The 3,524-nt window shown below is 39.1% G+C and carries 3 protein-coding genes and 1 riboswitch; of the genes, 2 read left to right on the top strand and 1 reads right to left on the bottom strand.

Annotated elements, in window-relative coordinates; all coding sequences use genetic code 11:
• Nucleotides 1-73, top strand: a riboswitch (ZMP/ZTP riboswitch). This riboswitch is flagged as partial in the annotation.
• 154 nt (nucleotides 74-227) lie between these two features.
• Together BM086_RS20330 and BM086_RS20325 are read left to right on the top strand one after the other, a co-directional pair.
• The gene (locus BM086_RS20330; RefSeq protein ID WP_092332325.1) at nucleotides 228-935 is read left to right on the top strand and encodes an IMP cyclohydrolase; all 708 of its coding nucleotides are present in this window, start codon (nucleotides 228-230) and stop codon (nucleotides 933-935) included.
• Between the two features lie 18 nt (nucleotides 936-953).
• Nucleotides 954-2,132 (top strand): phosphoribosylaminoimidazolecarboxamide formyltransferase, encoded by a 1,179-nt coding sequence (locus BM086_RS20325; protein ID WP_092332320.1) that lies wholly within the window; start codon nucleotides 954-956, stop codon nucleotides 2,130-2,132.
• Between the two features lie 374 nt (nucleotides 2,133-2,506).
• On the opposite strand, the gene BM086_RS20320 is transcribed toward BM086_RS20325, so the two are convergent.
• Nucleotides 2,507-3,364 (bottom strand): hypothetical protein, encoded by an 858-nt coding sequence (locus tag BM086_RS20320; RefSeq protein WP_092332315.1) that lies wholly within the window; start codon nucleotides 3,362-3,364, stop codon nucleotides 2,507-2,509.
• Between the last annotated feature and the right edge of the window lie 160 nt (nucleotides 3,365-3,524).

Raw genomic sequence — 3,524 nt, 5'->3', positions numbered from 1 at the left:
CTGGCGGATAAGTGGGTAACCACATGGGAGTACAGATAATAATATTTGAATGTCGACCGCCTGGGCAACCGCTATAGCAGTGGTTTGCTCAGGCGGTTTTGTTGTGTAGAGCACTTAGCGAGGTACTTTCGAGCTTAGTGCGAACCACGGGTAGGCACTTGGTGAGGTATTTTCGAGCCTAGTGCAATATCCCGGTGTAGAGCACAATCTACATTTTTGGAGGAAAAATGAAAGATTTAAGAAGCGAAATTAGTTCCACCACTTATCCAGGACGAGGCATTGTAATCGGAACAACTCCCGATGGAAAGTATGCTGCTTGCGCATATTTCATCATGGGAAGAAGTGAAAATTCAAGAAACAGAGTATTTGTAGAAGATGGCGAAGGAATCAGAACACAGGCTTTTGACCCATCAAAGATGGAAGACCCAAGTCTTATCATCTATGCACCTGTAAGAGTTCTTAATAATTCTACAATTGTCACAAACGGTGACCAGACAGATACAATCTATGAACTTATGAGCCAAGGTCAGACATTTGAACAGTCTCTTAGAACAAGAGAATTTGAGCCTGACGCTCCTAACTACACACCAAGAATTTCCGGCATCATGAACGTTGAAAATGGTAAATATGATTTTTCAATGTCTATCTTAAAGAGCAATAACGGTGATCCTTCTTCTTGCCAGAGATTTACTTATTCTTATGAAAATCCAAAGGCAGGCGAAGGCTATTTTATCCACACATATATGCGCGATGGAAATCCTCTTCCAAGCTATGAAGGTGAACCTACACTTGTAAATATCGAAGGCACAATCGATGAGTTTACGGACAAAGTATGGAATGCGCTTAATGCAGATAACAAGGTATCTCTTTTCACAAGATATATTGAGATTGCTACAGGAAAATATGAAAGCAGAATCATTAACAAGAATTGCTAATCAGATAAAGGAGCAGACATGAACGAAATTCAATTAAAATATGGTTGTAACCCAAATCAGAAACCTTCAAGAGTTTATATGGAGGATGGATCAGATCTTCCAATCGAAGTATTAAACGGAAGACCGGGATATATCAATCTTCTCGACGCATTAAATGGATGGCAGCTTGTTTCAGAGCTCAAAAAGGCTACAGGTCTTCCAGCTGCTACATCATTTAAGCACGTATCTCCAGCTGGTGCAGCAGTAGGCACTCCTCTCACCGATATCGAGAAAAAGATTTACTGGGTGGAGGATCTTGGTGAACTCACACCACTTGCAAATGCTTATGCAAGAGCACGCGGTGCTGACAGAATGTCTTCTTTTGGAGATTTTATTTCTTTATCTGATGTCTGCGATGCCTGCACAGCTAAGCTGGTAAAAAGAGAAGTTTCAGACGGAATCATCGCTCCGGGCTATACAGACGAAGCTCTTGAAATCTTAAAAGCTAAAAAGAACGGCAACTATGCTGTAATTAAGATTGATGAAAACTACACTCCTGCTGCCATTGAAAAGAAGCAGGTATTTGGAGTAACTTTCGAGCAGGGCCACAACTTTGTTGAGATTGGCGAAGACATGCTTTCAAACATTGTGACAGACAACAAGGAACTTCCTGAATCAGCAAAGATTGACCTTATCATTGCGCTTATCACACTTAAATATACACAGTCAAATTCAGTATGCTATGTTAAGGGTGGTCAGGCAATCGGTATCGGAGCAGGTCAGCAGTCAAGAATCCACTGCACAAGACTTGCAGGCTCCAAGGCTGACAACTGGTTCCTGCGTCAGGCTCCTCAGGTTCTTAACCTTCCTTTCCTTGACAGCATCAAGCGTCCTGACAGAGACAATGCTATTGATCTTTACATCGGCGCAGATTACATGGATGTACTTGCAGATGGCAAGTGGCAGAATATTTTCAAGGAGCAGCCACCGGTATTTACTGAGGCGGAAAAGAGAGCTTGGCTTGACAAGAACACTGATGTTGCTTTAGGTTCAGATGCTTTCTTCCCATTTGGTGACAACATTGAAAGAGCTGCAAAGAGTGGCGTAAAATATGTTGCTCAGCCTGGCGGTTCAGTTCGTGATGACAATGTTATCGAAGCTGCCAATACCCACGATATGGTAATGGCCTTCACAGGACTTAGATTGTTCCATCATTGATGTATTTGCTAAAGGCAAGTCCGAGATAAGGGGCAGGCAAAGGAGCGAGGGGGATTTGCGAACTTCTGGCTCGTACTAATTCATGGTACAAAAACTCAAAGAAGCTTTCCTATGGTTCAAAATTTGGTGAACCAAAAGCAGGAAAGCTTCTTTTCTTTTTTGCGCTCATGAATTTACGTACTCGTGCGAATGTTCGCAAATCCCCCTCGCACCTTCCTCCTGCCCCTTATCTCTCACTGACGATTTTGAATGTATTCAAACAATAATTATCATAAAAAACGTACCGGCGAATCGGTGGATATCACCCAATACTCGCTGGTACGTTTTTATTGCATTTATGAAAATGATATTAAAGTCAATCGCTTATACACAAATTACTTTTTGGTTACTTTTACAGTATATGTTTCTCCAAAAATTGGTCTGCTATAGTATGAACTTGCACATTTTAAAACTATATAAGCAGTTTCACCCTTTTTCATCTTCTTGGAAAATGTGGTTTTTACAAGCATTTTTTCTTTTCTCTTTAATTCTTCCGCATTCTGATTGTAGAAAAACATATTCCAACCTTCGCCGATATCTTCTCCGGTTGAATAGTTGAATGTAAATTTATAAGTGCCGTTCTCAGGTGCCTTAAACTTGAAATAATCAGAATCATTTTCATCCATTATTATTCCGGTAGCGTTCTTATTAAGAGTAAGTGCGCTAGCCTGAGAAAAATTGTCATTTCTTTCGACTTCCATATAAGGAGCTTTAGTTTCAACAGCCCAAATCAGATATTCGTCACATTTAGCATCATATTCGCTAGAATATCCACGTGCTTTAACTCTTAAATAGTATGTCGTTCCTTTTTTGAAATTCATTTTAAAAGTAGTTGTTACATCCTGGATGTTATCTTTTTCCCATAAAAGCTTATTATTTGCATCATAGACATACAAACAAAGATACTCATACTTCTTTTTTATTCTGGAAACTTTGAACTGAACATATCCTTTTTCAGTGGTCTTATACTTATAATAATCTGCCTTTGAAGGTGAGTTATCCTCTACTCTTCCCTGAACATATTTATTTGCCGGAATCGTAGTAGCTGAATTGAAATTGTGGTTATTACTTTTCACATCAGATATTTTTCCGATAGGATTTCCTGTTGCAGCATAAGAAGTTATGCCGTTACAGTTTAAGGAAACTAAGACAAACACACACAACAGTAACAAAATTTTTTTAATTTTTTTCATACATTCTCTCCATTTCTTTTAATTATTCCCCATTCTTTTGTACTCGCAATTGGTCATAACCATCAGCAATTGTGAGCACAAAAGCAACTGTTATTATACTATGCAGCTATATTATCATTCAAGATTTTTTCGCTAATGATACAATGTCTGATTCACATTT

Origin of the sequence: Butyrivibrio sp. YAB3001, assembly GCF_900112195.1 — a bacterium.
Classification (GTDB): Bacteria; Bacillota; Clostridia; order Lachnospirales; family Lachnospiraceae; genus Butyrivibrio.
Note: the sequence above shows the minus strand (reverse complement) of the source record. Positions and strands in the feature narration are given on the sequence as shown.